The sequence below is a fragment of the Mycobacterium szulgai genome, from assembly GCF_002116635.1.
Classification (GTDB): Bacteria; Actinomycetota; Actinomycetes; order Mycobacteriales; family Mycobacteriaceae; genus Mycobacterium; species Mycobacterium szulgai.
This window is the reverse complement of sequence record NZ_LQPW01000171.1, coordinates 40493-58444: the sequence shown is the minus strand read 5'-3', so window position 1 is coordinate 58444 and position 17952 is coordinate 40493. Positions and strand designations below refer to the sequence as shown.

Annotated in this window: 23 protein-coding genes; 18 read left to right on the top strand and 5 right to left on the bottom strand. The window is 63.6% G+C overall.

What is annotated here, in order from left to right:
• Positions 1 to 5 precede the first annotated feature (5 nt).
• The 12 genes from AWC27_RS27195 (at position 6) to AWC27_RS27140 (ending at position 10116) form a co-directional block, all read left to right on the top strand.
• Entirely contained in the window at positions 6 to 1829 is a 1824-nt protein-coding gene (locus tag AWC27_RS27195) for an alpha/beta hydrolase (RefSeq protein ID WP_245847545.1), read from the top strand.
• Positions 1830 to 1906: 77 nt separating this feature from the next.
• Positions 1907 to 2743 carry a DUF3097 domain-containing protein gene (locus tag AWC27_RS27190; protein ID WP_085673668.1) on the top strand — a complete coding sequence of 279 codons (837 nt, stop codon included), beginning with the start codon at positions 1907 to 1909 and terminating at the stop codon, positions 2741 to 2743.
• Positions 2744 to 3322: 579 nt separating this feature from the next.
• Positions 3323 to 3847, top strand: coding sequence for an OsmC family protein (locus AWC27_RS27185; protein WP_085673666.1), 525 nt, complete (start codon positions 3323 to 3325; stop codon positions 3845 to 3847).
• Between the two features lie 14 nt (positions 3848 to 3861).
• Positions 3862 to 4317, top strand: coding sequence for a cyanase (gene cynS, locus AWC27_RS27180; RefSeq protein ID WP_085673664.1), 456 nt, complete (start codon positions 3862 to 3864; stop codon positions 4315 to 4317).
• Complete coding sequence (locus tag AWC27_RS27175) at positions 4314 to 5387, top strand: acyl-CoA dehydrogenase family protein (RefSeq protein ID WP_085673662.1); 1074 nt, start codon at positions 4314 to 4316, stop codon at positions 5385 to 5387. The genes cynS and AWC27_RS27175 overlap by 4 nt, the downstream gene beginning before the upstream one ends.
• Before the next feature lie 19 nt (positions 5388 to 5406).
• Positions 5407 to 6030: an RNA polymerase sigma factor gene (locus tag AWC27_RS27170; RefSeq protein ID WP_085673660.1), complete on the top strand. Its 624-nt coding sequence runs from the start codon at positions 5407 to 5409 to the stop codon at positions 6028 to 6030.
• Positions 6027 to 6296 (top strand): hypothetical protein, encoded by a 270-nt coding sequence (locus AWC27_RS27165; RefSeq protein WP_083113253.1) that lies wholly within the window; start codon positions 6027 to 6029, stop codon positions 6294 to 6296. The genes AWC27_RS27170 and AWC27_RS27165 overlap by 4 nt, the downstream gene beginning before the upstream one ends.
• Positions 6289 to 6846 (top strand): flavin reductase family protein, encoded by a 558-nt coding sequence (locus AWC27_RS27160; protein ID WP_083113252.1) that lies wholly within the window; start codon positions 6289 to 6291, stop codon positions 6844 to 6846. The genes AWC27_RS27165 and AWC27_RS27160 overlap by 8 nt, the downstream gene beginning before the upstream one ends.
• Positions 6846 to 7706 (top strand): formate/nitrite transporter family protein, encoded by an 861-nt coding sequence (locus AWC27_RS27155; protein ID WP_085673658.1) that lies wholly within the window; start codon positions 6846 to 6848, stop codon positions 7704 to 7706. The genes AWC27_RS27160 and AWC27_RS27155 overlap by 1 nt, the downstream gene beginning before the upstream one ends.
• Positions 7707 to 7884: 178 nt before the next feature.
• Complete coding sequence (locus AWC27_RS27150; RefSeq protein ID WP_139837245.1) at positions 7885 to 8781, top strand: universal stress protein; 897 nt, start codon at positions 7885 to 7887, stop codon at positions 8779 to 8781.
• 74 nt (positions 8782 to 8855) lie between these two features.
• Positions 8856 to 9212, top strand: coding sequence for a ferredoxin (gene fdxA, locus AWC27_RS27145; protein ID WP_085673656.1), 357 nt, complete (start codon positions 8856 to 8858; stop codon positions 9210 to 9212).
• A gap of 4 nt (positions 9213 to 9216) precedes the next feature.
• Positions 9217 to 10116: a universal stress protein gene (locus AWC27_RS27140; RefSeq protein ID WP_085673654.1), complete on the top strand. Its 900-nt coding sequence runs from the start codon at positions 9217 to 9219 to the stop codon at positions 10114 to 10116.
• 5 nt (positions 10117 to 10121) lie between these two features.
• Here the strand turns inward: AWC27_RS27140 and folE are convergent, their stop codons facing one another.
• Complete coding sequence (gene folE / locus AWC27_RS27135) at positions 10122 to 10799, bottom strand: GTP cyclohydrolase I (RefSeq protein ID WP_245847544.1); 678 nt, start codon at positions 10797 to 10799, stop codon at positions 10122 to 10124.
• 289 nt (positions 10800 to 11088) lie between these two features.
• Here folE and AWC27_RS27130 point away from each other — a divergent pair, with 289 nt between their 5' ends.
• The gene (locus tag AWC27_RS27130; protein WP_085673650.1) at positions 11089 to 11277 is read left to right on the top strand and encodes a hypothetical protein; all 189 of its coding nucleotides are present in this window, start codon (positions 11089 to 11091) and stop codon (positions 11275 to 11277) included.
• Between the two features lie 6 nt (positions 11278 to 11283).
• Here AWC27_RS27130 and AWC27_RS27125 read toward each other — a convergent pair whose 3' ends face one another.
• Both AWC27_RS27125 and AWC27_RS27120 read right to left on the bottom strand, forming a co-directional pair.
• The gene (locus AWC27_RS27125; RefSeq protein WP_085673648.1) at positions 11284 to 11976 is read right to left on the bottom strand and encodes a PAS and ANTAR domain-containing protein; all 693 of its coding nucleotides are present in this window, start codon (positions 11974 to 11976) and stop codon (positions 11284 to 11286) included.
• Positions 11977 to 12083: 107 nt separating this feature from the next.
• Positions 12084 to 12542 carry an Hsp20/alpha crystallin family protein gene (locus AWC27_RS27120; protein ID WP_085673750.1) on the bottom strand — a complete coding sequence of 153 codons (459 nt, stop codon included), beginning with the start codon at positions 12540 to 12542 and terminating at the stop codon, positions 12084 to 12086.
• A gap of 142 nt (positions 12543 to 12684) precedes the next feature.
• Between AWC27_RS27120 and AWC27_RS27115 the strand changes: the two genes are divergently transcribed.
• Positions 12685 to 13035, top strand: coding sequence for a MerR family transcriptional regulator (locus AWC27_RS27115; protein WP_085673646.1), 351 nt, complete (start codon positions 12685 to 12687; stop codon positions 13033 to 13035).
• A 26-nt stretch (positions 13036 to 13061) separates the two neighbouring features.
• Here AWC27_RS27115 and AWC27_RS27110 read toward each other — a convergent pair whose 3' ends face one another.
• On the bottom strand, positions 13062 to 14522 hold the full coding sequence (locus AWC27_RS27110; RefSeq protein WP_085673644.1) for an aminotransferase class I/II-fold pyridoxal phosphate-dependent enzyme: 1461 nt from the start codon (positions 14520 to 14522) through the stop codon (positions 13062 to 13064).
• A gap of 75 nt (positions 14523 to 14597) precedes the next feature.
• Here AWC27_RS27110 and AWC27_RS27105 point away from each other — a divergent pair, with 75 nt between their 5' ends.
• The 4 genes from AWC27_RS27105 to AWC27_RS27090 all read left to right on the top strand — a co-directional run bounded on the left by AWC27_RS27105 (position 14598) and on the right by AWC27_RS27090 (position 17598).
• On the top strand, positions 14598 to 15227 hold the full coding sequence (locus tag AWC27_RS27105; protein ID WP_245847541.1) for a flavodoxin family protein: 630 nt from the start codon (positions 14598 to 14600) through the stop codon (positions 15225 to 15227).
• A gap of 123 nt (positions 15228 to 15350) precedes the next feature.
• Positions 15351 to 15791, top strand: coding sequence for an oxidoreductase (locus tag AWC27_RS27100; RefSeq protein WP_085673640.1), 441 nt, complete (start codon positions 15351 to 15353; stop codon positions 15789 to 15791).
• A 21-nt stretch (positions 15792 to 15812) separates the two neighbouring features.
• Positions 15813 to 17303, top strand: coding sequence for a molybdopterin-dependent oxidoreductase (locus tag AWC27_RS27095; protein ID WP_085673638.1), 1491 nt, complete (start codon positions 15813 to 15815; stop codon positions 17301 to 17303).
• 1 nt (position 17304) lies between these two features.
• Entirely contained in the window at positions 17305 to 17598 is a 294-nt protein-coding gene (locus tag AWC27_RS27090) for a hypothetical protein (RefSeq protein WP_085673636.1), read from the top strand.
• Here the strand turns inward: AWC27_RS27090 and AWC27_RS27085 are convergent.
• On the bottom strand, positions 17564 to 17911 hold the full coding sequence (locus tag AWC27_RS27085) for a hypothetical protein (protein ID WP_085673635.1): 348 nt from the start codon (positions 17909 to 17911) through the stop codon (positions 17564 to 17566). The genes AWC27_RS27090 and AWC27_RS27085 overlap by 35 nt on opposite strands.
• Positions 17912 to 17952 lie beyond the last annotated feature (41 nt).

Genomic DNA, 17952 nt, shown 5'->3' with positions numbered 1-17952 from the left:
GCAAAGTGGGGACTTCCATCGATGCCGCTCTGGCGGCGTTGAAAGCTTTGCTGGGATCCGGTGATCCGGTGGCTCCGCGCGTCCCTAATCTGCCGGCAGAGCCGCCGCCCTGGCCCCCATGGACCGGCGATCTGTCCGACGCGGCCCAGATCAGCAGCGCCGACCTGGACGGCCAGCGCAAGCGCCTGTACACCCAGCAGGTAAACGCGTTTCCCGTCATCACCGCTGCCGGGCAGACCCTTACCCACGCGCGCAAGCAGCTCGACGCAGTCATTGCGGCCTGGCAGGCCGACAAGTTCAGTCTCAGCGGGCTGGCGAATACACCCGCGGGTCAACAGGCACTGCTGGCCGCCGGCCAGATCAGACTGGGCGAGGCCGGTGGCGTGATCCGCGATGCCATGCACGAATTCGCCCGGGCCGCACAGCAACTCAACGCCATCTCCGATGACTTTCCGCTCACTGCCGGCCAGGGCAAGACGGCGCGCCTGGAGATGCCGCAACTGCCGCCGGACGGCGCAAGTGCCCAAGACGTCGAACACTGGTGGAACTCGTTAACTCAGGAGGACAAGGAACGGCTCATCGCTGCGCACCCGCAAAAGCTGGGGAATCTGAACGGTATTCCGGCGGCCGTGCGCGATCCGGTCAACCGTGCGGTGCTCAACGACGACCTGCACCGGGTGCAGGACCTGGCCAAGCTCCACGGTGTCGACCCCAGCGCCCTCGTCGGTGACCCGGGCAAGTACGGGTTGACCGGAGACGATATCACCAGATACACCAACGCGATTCAAACCAGGAACGGTCTGGAACACGACCGTACCTGGACCGCGGACGGCCAGAACAACGGCGATCGGCCGGTCATGTTGTGGGCCTATGATCCCCTGGCATTTCAGGGCAGCGGCAAGGCCGCCATCGCCATCGGCAACCCCGACTGGGCCCGCAACACGGCGGTGATCGTGCCAGGTACCGGTAGCAGTGTGAAGGCCGGTTGGCTGGCCGGAGGGCGCAACGACGCCGCCGTGCTCTACGACCAATCCCGACTGGCTGACCCGGACAGCATGTCGGTGATCGCCTGGATGGGCTATGAAACACCGGACAGCTTTGGCGACCCCGACATCGGCAACACGACGTTGGCGCGCCAGGGCGGCAACCTATTGGCCGCAGATGTCAACGGTTTGACAGTTACCCACAACGGTCCGGCCAACATCACCGTGATCGGGCACTCGTACGGATCCACCACGGTGGCTGACGCATTCGCCAACAGCGGCATGCACGCCAGCAACGCGATCTTGCTGGGCTGCCCTGGAACCGATCTGGCCCGCAGCGCAGCCGATTTCCACCTTTCCGAAGGCGGACACGTCTACGTGGGTGCAGCCTCCACCGATCCCATCAGCTGGGTGCCCGAGCTGGGCTCGACACTGCAGAACTATCTCAACGACGAGCTCGGCAACCTGGTGGGTGCCTCGGCAGGACTGGGTTCTGACCCGGCGGCAGACAGCTTCGGGTCGATCCGCTTTCACGCCGAAGTTCCTGGCGCCGACGGTCTGAATCCCAGCGACCATTCGTATTACTACACCGTCGGTAGCGAATCGTTGCGCAGCATGACCGAGATCGTCAGCGGGAACCCGGGCCGCCTCATCGAGGACAACCTGATCGCCGAAGGCCGGCACCTGCCGCATCTGACGACGCCAAGCCTGGTCAACATTCCCGGGCTCGGCAGGGTCGAGGTCCCCCACATCGACATTCCGTTGCCGGGTCTTGGCGGTATCGACATCGAGCCGGAAGCGGGCCGCGGTGGTGTCGGCAGCGATCACGAATACGTGCCGAAATAACACCGGCGCAACCATTCTCGATAACAAGACGGCGCGCCGCCACCCTTATCCAGGGAGTCACTTTCTAAACTGCCCGCGTGGACGATCGCTATGGGACCGATGTGCTCGCCGGCGGAACGCGGCGCAAACCCCGCTCGGTCGAGCATCCGGTCGAGATCGGGATGGTCGTCGAAGACGCCCAGACCGGATACGTCGGTGCAGTGGTCCGAGTCGAATACGGCCGTATCGATCTCGAAGACCGGCACGGCCGAACCCGCGGATTCCCGCTTGGCCCTGGGTATTTGCTCGACGGCAAGCCGGTGATCCTCACCGCACCGCGCCGGCGCGCCCCCGCACCCGCAACGCGAACGGCGTCGGGGTCGGTTGCGGTGCCGGGCGTGCGCGCCCGGGTTGCGCGCGCCAGCCGGATCTACGTCGAAGGCCGTCACGACGCCGAACTCATCGCCCAGGTCTGGGGGGAAGACCTGCGCATCGAGGGCGTCGTGGTCGAACATCTCGGCGGCGTAGACGACTTGGCGGGCATCGTGGCGCAATTTCGTCCGGGTCCCCAGTGTCGTCTCGGTGTGCTGGTCGATCACCTCGTCGCGGGTTCCAAGGAATCGCGCATCGCCGACGCAGTCCGCCAGGGCCCGGGTGGCTCGGACACTTTGGTTGTCGGTCACCCCTACGTCGACATCTGGCAGGCCGTCAAGCCACAGCGCCTCGGTCTGACCGCCTGGCCCACTGTGCCGCGCCACATCGAGTGGAAACACGGGATATGCGATGCGCTTGGGTGGCCGCATGCCGACCAGTCCGACATCGCCCAGGCGTGGCGGCGCATCCGCTCGACGGTGCGCGACTGGAATGACTTGGAACCGGAGTTGATCAGCCGGGTCGAAGAACTCATCGACTTCGTCACCGCGCCGGCGGCCTGACCAGCGCCCGTCGACGGGTGCGTCCCCTGAAATGGGGACACAACGGGTCATATCGCCGCGGGATCCGGATTTCAACCCGCCGTTCACTGTTCGGGGGACAGTCGATTCATTCAAATGAGCGCAGGATGGGGCACCGCGGATTCGTGGCAAATCGAATCTCGCTGATCGCAACCCAGTCCGCGAAGGAGGTGACCCCCCTTGTCCCACGAACTTCTGTTCTGCGAGACCGAGACCACGTGCTCAAATGCATTTTTCCGTGCTGAGGACGCTGAATGAGCGCTGAGCCAAATTAGCGCCGCACTGAATACAAACCCGCACATCATCGCTACCTTGACGATGGTGTGCGGGTTTTCGTATAGCGGCCGTTGGCAACATGTTTCGGCGCCCGGCGCCGAAGTCATTCCCGCGACTCGACGGTGCTAAAAACCCGCCCGCCACCGTCGCTTTGTTTCGTTTATGTAAATCAATCGAAGGAGCCGTCACGTTTGCGTACCCGCCGAACACTAACGACGTGAAAGGCCATGAAAGGCCTGAGTAAGACCCACCAACACCTAGCCGTAATGGAACGGAGGAAATTTGATGACCGATGTGCTTGTCATCGATGCGCAGGGACTCGACCGATTGTCGTGTAACGCCAAAGCCGACCCCAGCACGGGCAAGAAGACCCTGAAGGCGAAAACGGTTTGCGAGGCCGGTTTCCGCAACATGACTTATGTGCGCGACCTCGCCCCGATGCTGGTTGGCGAGCCGCCCGCGCTGCTGGGTGACGACTCGGCGCCCAACCCGTCGGAAACCACCCTGGCCGCGTTGGGTTCGTGCATCTCGGTCGGCCTGTTGGCCAACGCCACCCACCGTGGCGTCACCCTCACCAAGATCGAGGTCGAGATGGAGGGCGACATCGACATCTCCGCGGTGTGGGGAGTCGGGGACACCCCGGACGGCAAGGTGCTGGGCTTTACCGCGGTCCGGTGCAACGTCACTTTGGCCGGCGATGCCGACGACAAGACCCTGCAGGAGATTCACGACAACGCGATCGCCTGGTCGCCGGTGGTCAACACCTTCCGCCGCCCGGCAGCAGTCGATTCCACGCTCGCCATCGGCTAGGCATCGGGTCCAACATGCAGCTGGCCGAGACCATCAAGCTCGCGCGGGTGGAAAAGGGTTTGACCTGGACGAAGATCGCGGAGGCAATAGGTAAGGACCGGGTGTGGACGGTGGCTGCGCTGCTGGGCCAGCATCCGCTCTGCGCGCAGGACGCGCAAACCGTTGCCGCGCTGCTCGACCTCGGTGCCGACGCCGTCACCGCGTTGCAGATGGTGCCCTATCGGGGCAGTGATCCGTCACTGGTGTCGGATCCGACCATCTACCGATTTCATGAGGCGCTGTCGGTGTACGGGCCGGCCCTCAAAGAACTGATCAATGAGGAGTTCGGCGACGGGATCATGAGCGCGATCAACTTCCGGATGAGCGTCCAGCGTCGGGCGGATCCACAAGGAGATCGGGTGATTGTCACCTTCGACGGCAAGTTTCTCGACTACACATGGAACAACACGGAACAGGAGGTGTCGCCGTGACCGCGACCATGAATGCCGCGATCGACCTGCTCGATTCGCAGGTGCTGGCAGACATTCGTGCCCACGCCGGCGCATTGGACCGCGGCGAGCACACCACCCGCCGCAGCTTTGCCGCCCTTGGGGCTGCCGGTCTGCTCGGGGTGGGGGCCCCGGGTAACGCCGACGGCAGGTTGCCGCAGATGGCCGAAGTGATCCGGCTGATCTCCGGGGAATGCATGAGCACCGGGTTCTCGGTATGGGCCAGCCGGATGACAATCGAGTACTTGCTCACGGCGGCAACGCCACTGAGCGAGATGACGGCCCGGCCACTGCTGGCCGGGACCGCGTTGGGAGTCACCGGCATGGCCGCGGCGTTCAAGGAGGCCGCCGGTTGCGGCAGCCTTGAGCTGACTGCCGCACGGGTCGTCGGGGGCTACCTGCTGAGCGGCTCCATCAGGTGGGCCAGCAACCTCTACGACGACTCGCTGCTGGTCACCGCGGCACGCACCGAGCGTGGCGACAAACTGATTGTGGCGCTGCCGTTCTTCTTGAACGCCCCGGGCGTCACCGTGGGTGAGCATTTCAAGCTGCTGGCGATGGACAGCACGGCCTCGTCGTACCTGGAGCTCAAGGATGTCTACGTCGCTGACGAGCAGGTGCTGTCCACCGACTTCACCGGCTTCCTGGACGCCGTGCGCCCCACCTTTCTCGTCCTGCAATCGGCCATGTGCATCGGGCTGGCCCGAACCACGTTGACTCAGACCAGGATCGGCCTGACCGGAGTCAACTCGGTGTTCACTCCCGACGTCGACCTGATCGAGGGCAAGCTGGCTTTGGCCGAGACGACGTTGGCCAGTCTGGCCGGGGCCGTCGGTGGGCCGCGCCCGCCCAGCAGGAAGGAGTTGCTGTCATTGCGGCTTACCGCGGCCGAGATCGCCAGTGCCAGTGCGGCTTTGGAGATCCGTACCGCCGGTGGCAAGGGATACGCGAGCAGAACGCCGGCCAGCCGGCGTTATCGGGAGGCGGCGTTCATCCCCGTGCAGTCGCCATCAGAGGCCCAATTGCGTTGGGAACTGGGCGGGTGCCCCTGAGCGACAAGCCGGGTCAACGATGACCCCGCTCGCGGATCCTCCCGAGCCCACAGCCGAGCTGACGGTCGGCGGTATTCCGCTGGCCGGCTTGGTGCGCGATTTCCACCGACCGATGGTGAATTTCGCCTGCACAATGGTCAATTCACCGGCAGCGGCCGAAGAGGTGGTACAGGAGGCCTGGGTGCAAGTGCTCAAGTCATCGGCCACGTTCGAGGGTCGCTCGTCGGTGGCCACCTGGCTGTTCGGGATCGTCAAACACACCGCATCGCGGCATCGGCGCCGCGATGCGCGGATCCGCGAGCACGAGGTGCTGGGCACTTCGGACACCGACGCCGCCGACCCGCTGTCCGGCCGGATGCACCCGGCCGGACATCCCGATGCCGGGCACTGGAGTGTCCCGCCGTCGCGGCGGTTCCTGCCGGAGGACCAAACCGTGGAGCGGGAACTCGTTGGATATGTGCGGGCGGCTCTGGACGCGCTGCCGGTGCGGCAGCGACAGCTGGTCATCCTGCGAGACCTGGTCGGTGTGTCCGCCGAAGAGGCGGCCGAGGTTCTGGAACTCTCCACTGACGCGCAGCGCGCGCTGCTTTATCGCGCACGAGGAAACCTTCGCAACCAATTGGAAAAGCGGTATCAACGATGACCGTCTACGACAACACGATTCCCCCGATCGACTGCGTCGAATTCGTCCGGCTGGTCGACGACCTTGTTGACTCGGATCCCGCGCGCTGGGGTCCGATCGTGGCCAAACACCTCGAAGACTGCCCGCCATGCCTGGTCTACCTACAGCAAATGCTCGACCTCAAGATTCTGCTCAACCGCGTCTTCGACGGAGAAAAGCTCAGCGACGAGCACATTGTCGGGGTTATCGGCACGATCAACACCCTCAGGAAGGGCCGCCATGACTAGTTCTGCGATCAATGCCAGTGCTGACCAACAACCGGACCGCGAGTGGGTCATCGGCGGCCCCGTCGATGCGGTCGCGATGCGCCACGCCATGGGGGCCTTTCCCTCCGGCGTCACCGTCTTGACCACTCGATTGGGTGAGCGCTCGGTAGGCATGACGATCAGCTCGTTCGCCTCGGTGTCAATCCATCCGCCGCTGCTGCTGCAATGCGTGGCGCGCAGCGCGGGCAGCCTGCCCGCATTCCGCATGGGTAGTTCGGTGGCCGTCAACATCCTGGCGCGCGATCAGGCGGACCTTGCCCGCAGGTTTGCCAGCAAGAGCGAAAACCGTTTCGAGGGAATCGAATTCGACACCGATGGCAACGGCTGCCCGGTGCTTGCCGGCGCCGCGGCCTCGGTAAGTGGTTGCATAGACCGGATTTACGATGCCGGCGACCACGTCATCCTGCTCATTCGTGCTTGCGAGGTACGGCGCGACGACACGCTTCCGTTGCTGTACTACTCGGGACGGATGCACGACTGGGTGGACATGGTCAGCGCGTTAGCTTCCTGATGCGCGATCAACTCGCGCTGGCCGTCGATCGAACCATCGAGGATCCGTTCGAACCGCTCAGCGTGCGGGCCATGGTGTGCCGCATAGCCGACATGGCAGTCCAGAAATCGGCCCATCCGTGGGCTTTTCTGATGCGTTCGGTGGTAGGCGGAGCAATGGTCGGGTTCGGGACCCTGCTGTCGTTGGTGGTCAGCACCGGGGTGAGCACGCCTGGCATCGCGAGTCTGCTGATGGGCTTGGCGTTCGGGATGTCCTTCGTGCTCATTCTCGTCTCGGGAATGTCGCTGATCACCGCCGACATGGCCGCCGGATTCCTGGCAGTCCTGCAGGCCCGGATGAATTGGCCAGGCTACCTCAGGCTGCTGGCGATCGGCCTCACCGGCAATCTCGTTGGCGTCCTAATCTTTAGCACGGTGTGCGCCGCCGCGGGCGGTCCGTACCTTGGCGCATTCGCGACACGCGCAGCAATCGTCGGCGCGGACAAGACCGGCCAGCCGTTGGTGACCGCCTTTTTGCTGGCGGTGTTGTGCACGTGGTTCCTGCAGACCGCTATGTGCTTGTACTACAAAGCCCGCAGCGATGTCGCACGGATGGGTTTCGCGTTCTACGGCCCGTCCGCATTCGTCATGGGCGGCACCCAGCACGTCGTGGCCAACGTGGGTTTCCTTGGTCTTCCCATGTTGCTCAGCGCATTTCATGCTTCCGCACCGCACACCGCGATCGGGTTCGGGTTCGGCAGCCATGGATTGCTGACCAACATATGCGTGACCGGTGCCGGCAATCTTGTCGGCGGTACTCTCTTTGTCGCGCTGCCGTTCTACCTGATCGGACGGCTACAGCCACGAGGCATTGCCAGCTAGCCATGGATTCCACCACGGCTTCGACGTTGAGGCTCTTGGTGATAGGCATAATTGGCGGCTGCTGCGCTAGCTTGGGGTTTTCGAAAGATGGGCACTGGGAACGTAACCCCCTCGCGAAGCCGCTCCTAGGGTCATTTGGCCCTGTCGAAAAGCGTCCAAGTCCCATAGCGTGACTTGCATGGCGTTACTGACCACAACGAAACACGGAATCCTGGTAGGCGTCGACGGCTCAGCGGAATCCGACGCAGCCGTGATCTGGGCGGCTCGTGAGGCGGCAATGCGCCGGTTGCCGATTACTTTGATGCATGCCGTCGCGCCCGTGGTGGTCGGTTGGCCGGTGGGCCGACTTTACGACGAGATGCCGCAGTGGCAGAAAGATGCGGCGCAGCAAGCTATCGATCGGGCCCGCAACGCGCTGACCGCCGGCCTCGGTGAGTCCGAAGCCCCCGAGGTTCGTACCGAGATGATTTATGCCGACGTGGTGCCGACGCTCATCGACGCTTCCAAGCACGCTTCGATGATCGTCGCGGGTAGCCAGGGCATGGGCGCGCTCGGCCGCATGTTGATGGGCTCTATGACCACGGCATTGCTTCAACATGCGCATTGTCCAGTCGCGGTTATTCATTCAGATGAGAACGCGGATGTCGAGCCGAATGCTCCTGTGCTAGTGGGCATCGACGGGTCTCCCGCGTCAGATGCTGCGACCGCATTGGCATTTGACGAAGCTTCCCACCGCGGCGTAGAGGTTGTCGCGTTGCATGCGTGGAGTGATGTCGGGGTGTTTCCGATTCTCGGCATGGATTGGCGCGACCGCGAAAGTCAAGGCGAGGAAGTTCTTTCCGAACGTCTGGCGGGCTGGCAGGAGCAGTATCCGGATGTCCGCGTCCAGCGATCGCTGGTTTGCGACAGACCGGCACACTGGCTGCTCGAGGCGTCCGAACGCGCCCAACTGGTGGTGATCGGCAGCCACGGGCGCGGGGGATTTCCCGGTATGTTACTGGGTTCGGTCAGCTCCGCGGTGGCTCACTCGGTGAAGGTGCCGCTGATCGTGGTGCGACCGCCGGAAAAAGGCTAGAAGGGTCTTTGGTCCCTGCCGGTGAGGCCTTTCGGTAGGCGCGCCGGCCGACGCCGCGTTTGTACCTTCATGCCATGACCTACGTCATCGGTAGTGAGTGCGTGGATATCGCCGAGAAGTCTTGTGTCCTGGAGTGTCCCGTCGACTGCATCTACGAAGGTGCCCGCACGATGTACATCAACCCTGAGGAATGTGTTGATTGCGGCGCGTGCAAACCAGCTTGCCGGGTCGAGGCGATTTATTGGGAAGGCGATCTTCCCGATGACCAGATTGCGCATCTGGGCGACAACGCCGCCTTTTTCAGCGAGGTCCTGCCAGGGCGTGACGCTCCGCTTGGTTCTCCGGGCGGTGCCAGCACGGTGGGCCGGGTCGGCGTCGACACGCCTTTCGTCGCGGCACTGCCGATAAACGACGCGTCACCGAAGGAATAGCGCAATGTCCACCCGCGGTAAAACAAACATGAAGCGCCTGGGCGTGGTCGTCGGGGTAGATGGCTCGCCGGCATCCAATGCCGCCGTCTGTTGGGCAGCTCGTGATGCCGCGATGAGAAACGTTCAGTTGACCGTGGTCCACGTGGTGAGCACCGACGTGGCGACGTGGCCGCCGATGCCCTACCCGGAAACGTGGGCCGTTTGGCAGGAGGACGAGGGGCGTAAGGTCGTCGCCGCCGCGATCAAGATCGCCGAAGAGGCCGTCGCCGCGGACCAGAAGCTCGCCATCGAGAGCGAAATAGTGTTCTCCGCGCCGGCACCCGCGATGGTTGAACTGTCCGGCGAGGCCGACCTGATGGTGGTGGGCGGCTCGGGGCGTGGAGCGCTGGCCCGGGCGGTAATCGGCTCAGTCAGTTCGACACTGGTGCGGCGCGCCAGCTGTCCGGTCGCGATCATCCGCGACGAAGATCCGTTGATGCCGCATGCCCAGCGGGCACCCGTGCTGCTGGGAATCGACGGTTCGCCGGCATCGGAGCTCGCGACGGCCGTGGCTTTCGACGAAGCTTCGCGCCGCGGTGTCGAGTTGATCGCCCTGCACGCCTGGAGCGACCTCGAGATTGTCGAGTTGCCGGGGCTGGACTGGTCGAAGGTGAAGGCAGAAGCCGAGCGCAATCTGGCCGAGCGGCTGGCCGGCTGGCAGGAGCGTTACCCCGACGTGACGGTGTGCCGGGTCGTGGTGTGCGACCGTCCGGCGCGGCAGCTCGTCGAAAGGTCGGAATCGGTCCAGTTGGTCGTCGTGGGCACCCATGGCAGGGGCGCGCTCGGCGGGATGCTGCTGGGTTCGGTGAGCAACGCCGTCGTGAATTCCGTCCGGATGCCGGTGATCGTGGCGCGGTCCGCCTGACCTTGTTACCGGCCGCCCGCGTGCAGGCGGTGGATGAGCGTGATTTCGTGATCCAGCCACATGCCTTTGCGCGCTTCGGTGGTCGCCTCGGCGATCGGTTCGCGCACTCCCCGCAGCCGCATGCAGTCATGTCGCGCTGTGATGACACACATCGCCCCAGAAGGGTTGAGCTTGCGCATGATTCCCGCGGCAGCCTGATGTCCGATGCGCTCCTGTACCTGCAGCCGCGCGGCGTAACCGTGCACCAAGCGGGCCAGCTTGGAAAGGCCTACGATGCGCTGGCCGGGATGGGGGCGGTATGCGATGGTGGCCGTCCCGGAGAATGGCAACAGATGGTGCGCACAGGTCGAGGCGAACGAGATCCCGTGCATGACGATGAGTCCAGGGTCGTCCGGAGCGGGAAAGTCGGTGTCGAGATGGTCTTCTGGGACCTCGTTGTAGCCCCAGAGCATCTCGCGCCATGCTCGCGCGACGCGGGCGGGTGTCTGGGCGGTGTGCTCACCTTCATCCACGCCTAGCGCGTCAATGAGGTTTCGCACGGCTTGCTCAACGGCCATATCGGGATTGCTGTCGTACCACGGCATCGGCGTGGCGGCCGGCTCGCCGTAGTGCGGCGGGTAGTCCGAAGCGGGACCCATTTCGTCGTCGCTGATGGCCCAGTCGCCCAACCCAAATGGCGCCACCTGGTTATGGTGTTGCTGCGGTGGCGACGGGACGGCGGCCAAGCCATTCATGTGTAGCCCAGTGCGGTGGCCTGACCCATTCCCACCGTTCAACGTTGGAACCTTCCTTGCGGCGTGGTCTAAGTACGTCCGACACGGGCGTTACTTCTAATACTTAGAAACGATGCCGTCATGTGCCGGTGATGTCTGTCGGGTGATTGGTCACCGATAGGAGGAACGCCGTGTCCCCCGATTGAGGGAGTGTGCGGCGCAAGTGATTGAAATTCAGAAGAGGGGATAACCAGTCGGCATGGCTGAATACCGAGTTCTCAACCCGCGCGGCGAGGTCGTAGCGACCAAAGATATAGCTACCGCCGCAGACGCGCACGCCTGGTTTGTCGATTCTGTGGCCGACAATTCGGAGTTGGGTTGGCGCATGGAGGTCAACGACGACGGGGACTGGTCGTTCTTCGACGACACCGAGGGCGCCCCGAACTGAAACGGGCTACTTCGCGACCGCATTGTCATCGGCGCGGTGTACCCGCAGATGCGCGGTCAACAGCAATTGGTCGAACTCCGATTGCATGCCAAAGGCGGTGCCGGCGGCGCGAAAGTCCGCACAGACCTGCTCGGCCAGCATCCGCAATTTGATATTGGCTTCTTGGGAAAGCCATTTCAGCAAGTTGAACGCCGCATCCTCGTCGATGTCATAGACCAGCATCAACATGCCTTTGGCCTGCTCGATGCCGGCGCGGTTCTCGGCGATTTCGGCAAGCTTTGCCGTGACGAGGTCCTCATGTAGTTGCTCGGGCAACGGAGAGACATCGACGTAAAAACCGTGCGTTCCGATTACCTCACCATGGTCGTCATAAAGACGATCACCCACGACGACGACATGACGCACGGTGCCTTCGGTGTCGATAATCCGGTGCCGGGTGCTGAAGGCCTTTTGATTGTGCAGAATCTCGGCGATGGTGGCCGCGACCTCACCCCGGTCGTCCGGGTGCTTGTGTGAGAGCACCACGTCGGTGGTCGGCGTCATGCTGCCCGGCTCATAGCCGTGCATTCGCTGCACCTGTTCGGACCATTCCCACCGCTGGTCGGCGAAGTAGAAGCGGAACGAGCCCACCCGTTGCGGTGCACCGCCGGCCAATGCTTGTTCAACGGCCGCCGACTGGCCGTCGAGATCCCAGCTCATCGCGGACCATGCCTCCTCGGGTTCTGTGTGGCTCGCAGACGCGGTGGAGCGGTGGCTGCCGGCGCCTTTCGACGGGCACCATTAGCCACCGCGCCGCCGACTACCCATTACGCGTCTATCACCTCCCGCTTGGACTCGTTGTCGTTGATTGCTCTTTGACTGTGTTGTCCATTACCGCGGCCGACGGAAATCTTGCGCGGCTTGGCCTTCTCTGCGACGGGGATATGCAACCTGAGCACACCTTCCTGATAGGAAGCCTCAATCCGGTCCGTGTCGAGATTTTCGCCCAGCACGAGCTGGCGACTGAAGACTCCACGGGGCCGCTCGGTGGCCAGCATCTCCCGGTTGGGGTCGACGGCCGGCCGCTCGGCACGAACCGTCACCACGTTGCGCTCGATGTCGATGTCCAGTGAGTTGGGGTCGATACCCGGCAGGTCGAACTCGACCACGAACTCCTCGCCTTCGCGCCACGCGTCCATCGGCATCACCGCTGGTCGCGCGGCCGTACCTAGCACCTGCTGGGCGAAGCGGTCCAGTTCACGGAACGGGTCGGTACGCATCAGCATGGCGGTCACCTCTTACTCCAATCTGCTGTGTCCGGATGGAATTTTCTATGTCTGGCGACATAGGTTTTTTATAACATTGTCGACAGAGTAATGCAAGTGTGGTAAACAGGTTTTCTATACGAGCAGGCAAGGAAAAGTCCGAATGACCGATCGTCCTGACGACAGCGGTGCGCCCGCCGCCGATCACGGTGTGTATGGCATCTCCGTGGCCGCCGAACTTTCCGGCGTCGCAGTGCAATCACTGCGGCTCTACGAACGGCACGGATTGCTCACCCCGGCACGTAGCGATGGCGGAACGCGGCGCTACAGTGCTGACGACTTAGCCCGGCTGAAGCGGATCAGCGAACTCGTAGACGCCGGCATCAACTTGGCCGGCATCGCGCGCATCCTCAACCTCGAAGACGACAACGCCGCGCTTTCGGCGGCCAACACCGACTTGCAATCGACCAATCGCGAATTGCGTGATGCGACAAAGACGAAGAAGTCCCGCTGACGCCGGGCCACTAGGCCGGGCTACTTTCAGGCGACGACGCGGAAATACTGTGCGCTCGGGTCGGAAGCATCCGGCAGGTTCATGCCCGCGTCCGTGCCGGAGCGCAGGTAGTCGATCACGGCATCGTTGAGGCGCTCACCCGGCACCACCGCCGGAATGCCAGGCGGATAAGGGGTTATCTGCTCTGCTGCGATGCGGCCGGCGGCTGTTGCGGCAGGCACCATTTCGATTGGTCCGAAGAATGCGTCGCGGGGCAGCTGCACGTTGTCCAGTTGCAGTTCAGCCGGATCCGGTAGCTGTATCGGCGGCGGCGGCTCGAATTCACTTGCCGCCTTGCGCCATTGGGCCATCGCGGCCAAGAGGCGGTCAGCGGTTTGCTTGTCGTCGGCGAATGACATCGTCGCCAGGATGCGGCGGTGATCGCTGAGGCCGATGTCCAAGTGGCAGTTCTCCCTGAGCCAATCCGCGGCCTGGTAGCCCGACGTCCCAGTTCTGGACACGTCTATCAGGACCTGTGTCACGTCGAGGTCGCAGGACGCCTGCGTGCCCAGCAGCTCGTCTTTGAGAACCAGGACGTCCGGGATCTCCGCGAGACGCTCGCGCAGGTAGCCGGCGAGGTCGAGTTCGGCGGCCAGCAGCTCGTGTCCCTGCTCGACCATCTGGCGCCGCCAACCGTCAAGCGCCGCATAGACCATTACGTTCGGGCTGGTTGTCATCAATAGGTCGGCGCACGCCGATAGTTGCACGGGATCCACCAAGTCGCCTTGGAGGTGGAATACCGACCCTTGCTCGAACCCCGCTCCCATTTTGTGCACGCTCACCACGCACACATCGGCACCGGCGTCCATTGCCCAGGTCGGCAGGTCCTCGTGGAACGGCAGATGAGCGCCCCATGCTTCGTCGACGATCAGCGGTTTGTTGCGCGCGTGGCAGACGTCGGCAATCGCTTCGATGTCGGCACACGTGCCGTACGGACTCGGGCTGACGATGAGTGCCCCCGCCGCATCGGGATGCCGCTCCCAGCCCTCCAGCACTTGTTCGGGCGAGGGCGGATGAGAGAAGTGGCGTTCGGCATCCCAGCGCGGCGTGAGCCATCTGGGCCGCACCCCGGAAAAGATCAAGCCCGCGACCACCGATTTGTGACTATCGCGTGCCATCAACAGCCCGCCCTCATTGCCGCCGGCGACAGCTAGCATCGCCGCCTTTACCGACAGCGAACTGCCGCAGGTGGAGAAGAACGCCGATTCCGCGCCAACCGCATCGGCCATCAGATCCTCTGCGCGCGGCAGATATTTGCCGCGCGACAACCGGTCGTCGAGACCGGCACTGGCCAGCACGTCGTTGCGAAACGGGTCCTTGCCCAAGACCGCGAGCACCCGGGGGTCGGCTCCGGTTCCTTGACGATGGCCCGGCGGTGTAAAGCCGTAACGGTTGCTGCGGTGATAGTCGAGAAGCGCATCGAGCAGGGGCGCATGCGACTGATCCATGCGCGTCGGGTACCCGCGACGGCGAGACCGAACCGTTCTGGTTTGCCCTGCGCAAGGGCGGGTATGACCAGCGCCATGGTTGACCAGGCGCAAGCACCGCTGCGTGCCATCGGGCTGGTATGCAGCCTCAAACCCAGCCCCGCGGCTTCGAGCAGCGCATTGATCGCCGAGCACGTCTTCGAGGAGCTGCGTAAGGCGGGCGCCGAGTGCGAGCTGATTCGCTGCGCGGATCACGCCATCAAGCCTGGTGTCGAGGACGACATGGGTCCCGGCGATGAATGGCCCGCCATCCGAAGCAAGGTGTTGGACGCCGACATTCTGCTGCTCAGCACGCCCATCTGGCTGGGCCACCCGTCGAGTATCGCCCAACGCGTGCTGGAGCGCCTCGATGCCGAGTTGTCCAACACCGACGACGATGGGATACCGGCGATGGTCGGCAAAGTCGCGATTGTCAGCGTGGTGGGTAACGAGGACGGTGCTCACAAGGTGGTTGCCGACGTGTTTCAGGGACTCAACGACATCGGGTTCAGCATCCCGGCGCAGGGCTGCACATACTGGAACGGCGCCGCGATGGAAAGCACCGACTACGGCGACCTCGATGCGATACCTGACCAGGTCGCCTCGACCACCGCGGCGGCCGCCCGCAATGCCGCACATCTGGCGCGCGCGTTGCAGCACCGGCAATATCCTCCGTACGAGTCGTAACCGGTTGCGCCCGTACGCTTGGCCGGTCGCGGTACCCGGTGGTTTGCAGTGTTGGCGGCCGGGTATGCAGCACCGGTGCGCGCTTTGATACGGCGGGCGTGGCAACGCAGCCGGATATACCGGATGCTCACCCTCAACGGTTACGTGGCGTTCAACCTACCGCGGGCGGTGACCGCCGCGGGCAGTTTGCTGCTTGCCGGTCTGATGGCGGTCCACGTGTACTTCCTGGTGACCGCTCCGACTCCGCCCGGGTACTTCGTGGCCTACTGTGTGGCGTTGATCGCCGGTTGTGTGGGGGCGGTGGCAGCCATGGCATTCGCGGTCAATCCGGCTGTGCCGCAACGGGGCTGGCAGCTCGGCAGCCTAATCAGTGTGGTCTTCCTCGGCCTGTATCTGGTGAGCCGGGCGGCCAGCCTGCCCGGACTGGCGGGCCTCACCGGAAGGTGGGACCTGGCTCCCGGGTCGCTTTCGGCCGCCTGTGCACTGGGATTCATCGGATTGCACATGTCGGTTCTGCTGGGCATCAACGTGGCCTACCCACAACAGCGGCACTGGCATGACTGACAGTCGTTGGGAAGCCCCAAGATGACCACGCTCGACTATCCGCTCTGGTTGCGAATCGACCACTGGCTGAACTTGCTACTTCTCACCTTGATCATGCGCAGCGGCATCGAGATTCTGTCCACCCACCCCAAGCTGTACTGGAACGAGCACAGCACGCCCGGCACCGAATGGGCGAGGTTCACCCGCAAAGTGATGCCGACCGACAAGCTCTACGACACCCTCGATGAAGAAGAGGACTATCACCCACTGATCGCGCTACCGGGCCGCAAGCAACTCGGAATGGGCCGCCATTGGCACTTTTTCGCAGTACTCGGCTGGATTCTGGTCGGACTGTCGTACTACATCCTCTTGTTCGCCACTGGCCAATGGCACCGCTACTGGCCTTACTCGTGGTCGATCTTCTCCGACGCGTGGAACGACATCGTCACCTACTTGACGTTCAATCTGCCGCCGCTGCTGCCCGGCGAACCGCTGGACGCCATTCAGAAATTGACGTATGCGGCGGTGATATTCCTGTTGGCGCCGTTCATGATCCTTACCGGCGCGGCACAGTCGCCGGCGATCGAAGCCCGGTTCCCCTGGTATGTGCGGCTATGGGGTGGCCGTCAATCGGCGCGCAGTTTGCACTTCATCGGGCTGGTCGCGTTCGCGGTGTTCATCGTGATCCATCTCTCGATGGTGTTCTTCTGGGGCTGGGGCCAGCTCACCGCCACGATGATCTTCGGGTCGGTCCGCAATATCGGTTGGGCCACTGTGCTTTCCCTGGTGATCATCGGCGTCGTCGTCGCCGTCCACGTGGCGGCGACGCTGTGGAGCCTGCGCCGGCCGCGTGCGGTTCAACGGGTCCTGGGGGCCGTGGTCAGTGGGACCCGCCACATTCTGTTGCGGCCGTTGGATTCCCGGCAGCACTACCCGCCGGAGAAGTTGTCCCCCGAGCACCGCGTGAACGGCAAGCCGCCGACGTCGACTGCCTACAAGGTCATGGCGGTACACAACTTCGTGGACTGGCGGCTGCGGGTGGGGGGACTCGTCGAACGGCCGGTGACGCTGGATCTGGCAGCGTTGCGCGCACTCGCCGATCCCCAGACCCAGCGGGTGCTGCACAACTGCGTGCAGGGCTGGACCAGCATTGGCGAATGGAGTGGAATTCCGCTTGCCCAACTGGTGGACCTGGTACGGCCGTTGCCGCAGGCCCGCTACATCTGCTTCCTGACCATGCAGAACAACAGCACCGACGAACCCAGCTCGGAGGGCGGCGGGCAGTTCTACGAAGTGATCGATCTTGAACTGGCCTACAAACCGCAGACGCTGCTTGCCTATGAGATGAACGGCAAACCGTTGCCCATCAAACACGGTGCGCCGCTGCGGCTACGGGTCGAAACCCAGGTGGGGTTCAAGATGGCCAAGTGGATCAACCAGATCGAATTCATCGATGACTTTGCCGGCATCGGCAAGGGCAAGGGCGGCTGGCGCGAGGACAACGTCTACTACGACAAGGACGTGGAGATCTGAGATGGCAGACGACGCGATGGTGCGTCCAGAGCTGATCGCGCTGGAACCGGTGGCCCGCGACCGGGTACTGCAGCACATCGCCGCCAAAGGCGGACACTGCGAATCTTGCGGCACAACGGATTTCGACGTCGGAGACGCCCTGTATCTCGGCTTCTTGTTCCTCGACGAGGACAACGACGCCTACATGGTGGCGCTGACTTGCCGCAATGGCGAGTGTGCGCGACCGCGGACCGCGATCATCTTGCACGACAACGAATTCCTTACGCAGTCCGCAGATGACGGCGTGACGGGCTGACCTCTGTTGCCAGCCGCGGCCGGGACAAATTAAATCGATCGATCAGCGTCGAAACTTCGTCGAGTTCCTTGCGCAGTGTGTGAAACCCGACTTCGTCGGCCGCATCGAGCAGTCCCAGCGCGCTGTAGTGCGCCAGCCGCCGCAGCCGCCCCGCCAGTGCCGTGCCCCATCGGATGCTGAAATCGTAGATTTGCTCGTCACTTATCTCGTCGTCGCGCTGCCCGAGTTCGCGCAACGCGGTTATCTGCTCACCGAGTTGCTCCAGATCGTCGTCGACGCCGGTTGCCGTCCAGTGCTCGGATATCGCGTTCATCGGTCCTCCTGTGTCGGTCAACGCAATTGGCCCATGCGTCG

Excerpts from the sequence above, each read along its gene's own strand:
- AWC27_RS27185 (WP_085673666.1), top strand. The coding sequence starts at position 3,323 with ATGACCGATGTGCTTGTCATCGATGCGCAGGGACTCGACCGATTGTCG.
- cynS (WP_085673664.1), top strand. The coding sequence starts at position 3,862 with ATGCAGCTGGCCGAGACCATCAAGCTCGCGCGGGTGGAAAAGGGTTTG.
- AWC27_RS27170 (WP_085673660.1), top strand. The coding sequence starts at position 5,407 with ATGACCCCGCTCGCGGATCCTCCCGAGCCCACAGCCGAGCTGACGGTC.
- AWC27_RS27165 (WP_083113253.1), top strand. The coding sequence starts at position 6,027 with ATGACCGTCTACGACAACACGATTCCCCCGATCGACTGCGTCGAATTC.
- AWC27_RS27160 (WP_083113252.1), top strand. The coding sequence starts at position 6,289 with ATGACTAGTTCTGCGATCAATGCCAGTGCTGACCAACAACCGGACCGC.
- AWC27_RS27155 (WP_085673658.1), top strand. The coding sequence starts at position 6,846 with ATGCGCGATCAACTCGCGCTGGCCGTCGATCGAACCATCGAGGATCCG.
- AWC27_RS27150 (WP_139837245.1), top strand. The coding sequence starts at position 7,885 with ATGGCGTTACTGACCACAACGAAACACGGAATCCTGGTAGGCGTCGAC.
- fdxA (WP_085673656.1), top strand. The coding sequence starts at position 8,856 with ATGACCTACGTCATCGGTAGTGAGTGCGTGGATATCGCCGAGAAGTCT.
- AWC27_RS27140 (WP_085673654.1), top strand. The coding sequence starts at position 9,217 with ATGTCCACCCGCGGTAAAACAAACATGAAGCGCCTGGGCGTGGTCGTC.
- AWC27_RS27130 (WP_085673650.1), top strand. The coding sequence starts at position 11,089 with ATGGCTGAATACCGAGTTCTCAACCCGCGCGGCGAGGTCGTAGCGACC.
- AWC27_RS27125 (WP_085673648.1), bottom strand. The coding sequence starts at position 11,976 with ATGAGCTGGGATCTCGACGGCCAGTCGGCGGCCGTTGAACAAGCATTG.
- AWC27_RS27120 (WP_085673750.1), bottom strand. The coding sequence starts at position 12,542 with ATGCTGATGCGTACCGACCCGTTCCGTGAACTGGACCGCTTCGCCCAG.
- AWC27_RS27115 (WP_085673646.1), top strand. The coding sequence starts at position 12,685 with ATGACCGATCGTCCTGACGACAGCGGTGCGCCCGCCGCCGATCACGGT.
- AWC27_RS27110 (WP_085673644.1), bottom strand. The coding sequence starts at position 14,522 with ATGGATCAGTCGCATGCGCCCCTGCTCGATGCGCTTCTCGACTATCAC.
- AWC27_RS27105 (WP_245847541.1), top strand. The coding sequence starts at position 14,598 with ATGGTTGACCAGGCGCAAGCACCGCTGCGTGCCATCGGGCTGGTATGC.
- AWC27_RS27100 (WP_085673640.1), top strand. The coding sequence starts at position 15,351 with ATGCTCACCCTCAACGGTTACGTGGCGTTCAACCTACCGCGGGCGGTG.
- AWC27_RS27095 (WP_085673638.1), top strand. The coding sequence starts at position 15,813 with ATGACCACGCTCGACTATCCGCTCTGGTTGCGAATCGACCACTGGCTG.
- AWC27_RS27090 (WP_085673636.1), top strand. The coding sequence starts at position 17,305 with ATGGCAGACGACGCGATGGTGCGTCCAGAGCTGATCGCGCTGGAACCG.
- AWC27_RS27085 (WP_085673635.1), bottom strand. The coding sequence starts at position 17,911 with ATGAACGCGATATCCGAGCACTGGACGGCAACCGGCGTCGACGACGAT.